General features: G+C 70.4%; 4 protein-coding genes. 3 read left to right on the top strand and 1 reads right to left on the bottom strand.

Translation table 11 applies throughout. The features are described 5' to 3' along the window. Positions 1-518 (top strand): CHRD domain-containing protein (locus ACEN88_RS25720; RefSeq protein WP_413344232.1); only part of this gene is annotated, 518 nt, incomplete at its 5' end. Positions 519-543: 25 nt separating this feature from the next. Here ACEN88_RS25720 and gluQRS read toward each other — a convergent pair. Continuing rightward, a complete protein-coding gene (gene gluQRS / locus ACEN88_RS25715; protein ID WP_413344230.1) occupies positions 544-1,437 on the bottom strand; it encodes a tRNA glutamyl-Q(34) synthetase GluQRS in 894 nt (297 codons plus the stop codon). Positions 1,438-1,557: 120 nt separating this feature from the next. On the opposite strand from gluQRS, the gene ACEN88_RS25710 reads away from it, so the two are divergent. After that, the gene (locus ACEN88_RS25710) at positions 1,558-3,408 is read left to right on the top strand and encodes an IucA/IucC family protein (protein ID WP_413344228.1); all 1,851 of its coding nucleotides are present in this window, start codon (positions 1,558-1,560) and stop codon (positions 3,406-3,408) included. Beyond that, the coding region (locus ACEN88_RS25705; RefSeq protein ID WP_413344226.1) for an MFS transporter at positions 3,405-4,186 on the top strand (782 nt) is incomplete at its 3' end. The genes ACEN88_RS25710 and ACEN88_RS25705, both read left to right, overlap by 4 nt.

Here is a 4,186-nt window from a genome sequence, read left to right as displayed (position 1 = left end):
ACCCGAGCTACCGGGCCGTCGCCACCGGGGCGCTGGAAATCCCGCCCAACCCCTCGCCCGGCACCAGCCTCGTGACGATCGACCTGGGCGGGAAGGAAATGTTCGTCGACATGCCGTTCCGCGACCTGGACGGCACCACCACGGATGCCCATATCCATTGCTGCACCGGCACGGCCTTCACGGGCGTGGCACCCGTGGCGGTGCCGTTCCAGGACTTCCCGATGGGTGTCACCGCGGGCACCTACAGCAAGGCCATCCCGCTGGATGACGCGATGTCCTACGATCCCGCCTTCGTGAGCACGCACGGCGGCACGGCGTCGAGTGCCGAAACGGCCCTCATCGACGCCATCAACGCCAACGAGGCCTACGTCAACATCCACACGAGTCTCTATCCGAACGGGGAACTCCGCGGCTGGCTGGTGGCCGCACCGCCCGTGCCGGAGACGGCCGAGTGGTCGATGCTGGCCGTGGGTCTCGCCGGGTTGATGTGGATGAGCCGGAGACGGCCGATGGTGTGAGATGGATGGTTGATGCGGGGAGGCATCAACTTACATGCAACGCCGCCCACGCGGGCACCGCGACCCGCCAGAATGCTTCCAGCGACCCTGGCTCGCCCACTTCCAGCCCGAGAAACCCCGCCGATTGCCGCAACGCGGCCACTGCAGCTTCTTCGTCCCCCGGCCGCACGGCCAGCGCCCCCGTCTGCTTCGACAGTTTTTCGCCATTCGCATTGCGCACCACCGGCACGTGCAGGTAGCGCGGCGTCGGCACGTCCAACAGCCGCTGCAGGAAGATCTGGCGCGGCGTGGAATCGAGCAGGTCGGCGCCGCGCACGACGTCCGTCACGCCCTGCTCCGCATCGTCCACGACGACGGCCAGCTGGTAAGCCCAGTAGCCATCCGCGCGCTTCAAGACGAAGTCGCCCGACTCGCTGGCCAGCCGCTGCGTGACGACGCCGGCCACGCGGTCCTGGAATGTGATCACGTCCTCGCCCGCCTCCGACACGCGCAGGCGCAGGCTGCGCGGACTGCGGCCCGGCGCGAGGCCGTGGCGGCACGTGCCCGGGTAGATGGCGGCGCCGTCGGGCGCGACGCCCAGGCGCGAATCGGCGATCTCGCGGCGGTTGCAGCCGCACGGGTAGACGTGGCCGGCGAGGCGGTCGTACGCGGCCTCGTACAAGTGCTTGCGGCGGCTCTGCCACACGACCTCGCGGTCGGACTCCATGCCCAGCCGGTGCAGCAGGTCGAGGATCTCCCCGGCGGCGCCGGGCACGCTGCGGCCCTCGTCGATGTCTTCGATGCGGATCAGCCAGGTGCCGTGGTGGGCGCGCGCATCCAGATAACTGGCCAACGCGGCGACCAGCGACCCCGCGTGCAGCGGGCCCGTGGGCGATGGAGCGAAGCGGCCGACGTAGCCGCCGTTGGATCGGGTGTTCATCGGCGCAACCATAACATACGCCCCTGCCTTGATCCATATCGGGCAATATTGAGAATCGTATTGAGAATGATTCGCGTTTACGTTATGCTGCGTTCCCGTCGTTATTGAGAAGGCAAGCCGATGAACGCGATACCGAAACTGCTCAACCCCGTCGATCACGCCCTGGACGCCGTTGCCGCCGAGCTGGCCTCGTCCGACGCCCGCCGGCGCAGCCTGCAGAGAACATTGCAGGCCCTGTTCCGCGAACGCCTCCTGAACCGGGACCAGCTGATCACGGAGGGCGCGGTATCGTGGCTGCCGCTGTGGGCGCAACAGGGCATGCTGCGTTTCGAGGGCCTGAGCCTCGGCCGCATCGGCGATTGCCGGCTGGCCGGGGGCGTGTCGTACTACGCGACCGGGGAACGGCCGCAACCCGTCGTGCACGCGGCGGCGCTGCTGGCCTGCGTGGCGCCCTCCCTGCCGGGCCAGGGCGCGGACCTCCAACGGCTCATCCACGAACTCGACAACAGCCTCGCCAACGACGTGCTGTGCCTCGGCTACCGCCGCGGCTGGGCGCGGGCGCTGCGCGCCGAACTGGGTAAGGCCGACACCCATTTCATCGCCGCGCTGCGCAAGTCCGGCCATGCGAATCCCGCCCTGCTGCTGGAGCAATGGGGCACGCTGGGCCATCCGTGGCATCCCACGTTCAAGACCAAGCTGGGATTGTCCGCGGACGAGGTCACGGCCCTGTCGCCGGAATTCCAGCCGACGCTGGCCGTGCCGCTGGCCGCGATCCGCGCGGACAAGGCGCACGTCACCTTCTCGACCGGCGACGGCGACTACCTCGCGTGGTTCGGCCGGCACTTCCCGCAGCCGCTGCTGCGCTGGAAAGTCGCCCTGGCGGCGCTGGGCAAGTCGCCTTCCGACTGGCTCCCGCTGCCGCTGCATCCCTTCCAGGCCGGCAGGGTGATCCCGGAAAAATTCGCGGCCGAGATCGCGCGCGGCGACCTGCTCCTGCCGGACGACGTGGCGCTCGACGCGACCCCGACCATGTCGTTCCGCACCGTCGTCCCGGCCGGTTCGCCGACCTTGCCGCACCTGAAGCTGCCGGTGTCGCTGCGCCTGACGAGCGTGCAGCGGACCGTGTCGCCGAAGTCCGCCGTGATGGGACCGCGCATCACGCGCCTGCTCGCGACGATCCTCGACGCCGAAGCGCGCTTCGGCGGCACGCTCGACATCGTGCGCGAGGATGTCGGCCTCTACTACCTCGACCCGGACGGCATCGATGACCGCGCGCGCCACCTGGCGATCCTGTACCGCGCCAATCCGATGGCGAAGGCGGACGGCGCGCGCTTCCCGGTCCCCGTCGGTGCCCTGTTCGCGGAATCGCCGTTCAGCGGCCGGCCGCTCGTCACGGAGGCCGTCGCGCTCGCATACGGCGACCATGCCGCGGGCGCCGTCGCGTACTTCGAGCGCCACGCGCGCACCGTGCTGACGGCTCTGCTGTCCGCGTATCTGGTGTACGGCATCGCGTTCGAAGCGCACCAGCAGAACAGCTTCATCATGCTCGACGCGGACTACGCGCCCGTGCAGCTGCTCGCGCGCGACTTCGGCGACCTGCGCATCCACGGCCCCACCCTGCGCGGCGCGGGCCTCGCGATCGACGCCTACCGCGCCGGCGCCACCGTGTACGAGGACGACGGACCCGTGCGCGACAAGCTGCTGCACGCCGTGCTGTTGTGCCACCTGTCCGAACTGGCGCTGCTGCTGGCGCGCGCGTACGGCCATCCCGAGCATCCGTTCTGGGACGTCCTGCGGCGCGAGATCGACGCCGTGTTCACGGCCTTGCGCGGCCGCGTCGACGCGGCCCGCTGGCACGCCGAACGCGCGGCGCTGCTGGAGCATGAGTGGCCCGCGAAAGCGTTCCTGCGCATGCGCCTGTCCGATACGCAGGACGACGTGCACGGCACCATGCCCAATCCGCTCGCATGACCACCACGCGCTGGCTGTTCGCGCTGCAGCTCGTGGCGATGGGCGCCATGGAGATGAGCGGCCCGTTCTGGCCCCTGCACCTGCGCCGCGTGGGCGAGCTGTCGCCGCACGCGCTGGCGTGGGTCAGCGCCATCGCCTACGCGGGCCCGATGGCCATGGCGATGTGCACGACGCCGTGGTGGGGCCGCCTCGGCGACAGGGTCGGCCACAAGCCGATGCTGCTGCGCGCGCTGCTCGCGCTGGCGGCCACGCAGTGGTGGATCGCGGCGACGGACAGCGTGGCCGTCATCCTGTCCGTGCGCCTGCTGCAGGGCGCCCTCGCCGGCTACATCGCGGCGGCTCAGGCCTATGGCGCGCGGCTCGTGACGCGCGCGGCGCGCGGCGCACTGATGGCGCAGCTGCAGGCCGCGACGGCCATCGGCTCCGTGACAGGTCCGGTGATCGGTGGCTGGCTGTTCGATGCCCAGGGTTTTACCAGCGTGAACGTGTGGGCCGGTGCGGCGTGCCTGCTGTGCGCGGCGCTGGCCTCGTTTGTCCTGCCGGCCGTCGCGCCGCCGGCCACGCGGTCCTCCGGCGTGCGTGAGCGGAAGGCGGCGCTGCCGGCCGGGCTGCATGGCCTGCTGCTCGGCATCGTGCTGGTGCAGGCCGGGAAGATGATGCCGCAGACGTTCTTCGGCCTGTATGCCGACGAAGTCCTGCACGTATCGAACCGCGTGACGGGCCTGTGCTATGCCGGCACGGCGCTCGGCCTGTGCGTGGCCGCGCCGTTCTGGGCCCG

Origin of the sequence: Massilia sp. CT11-108, from assembly GCF_047302915.1 — a bacterium.
GTDB classification, from domain to species: domain Bacteria; phylum Pseudomonadota; class Gammaproteobacteria; order Burkholderiales; family Burkholderiaceae_D; genus Telluria; species Telluria orientalis.
The sequence above is the reverse complement of the archived record's forward strand: the minus strand, read 5'-3'. Positions and strand labels throughout refer to the sequence as shown.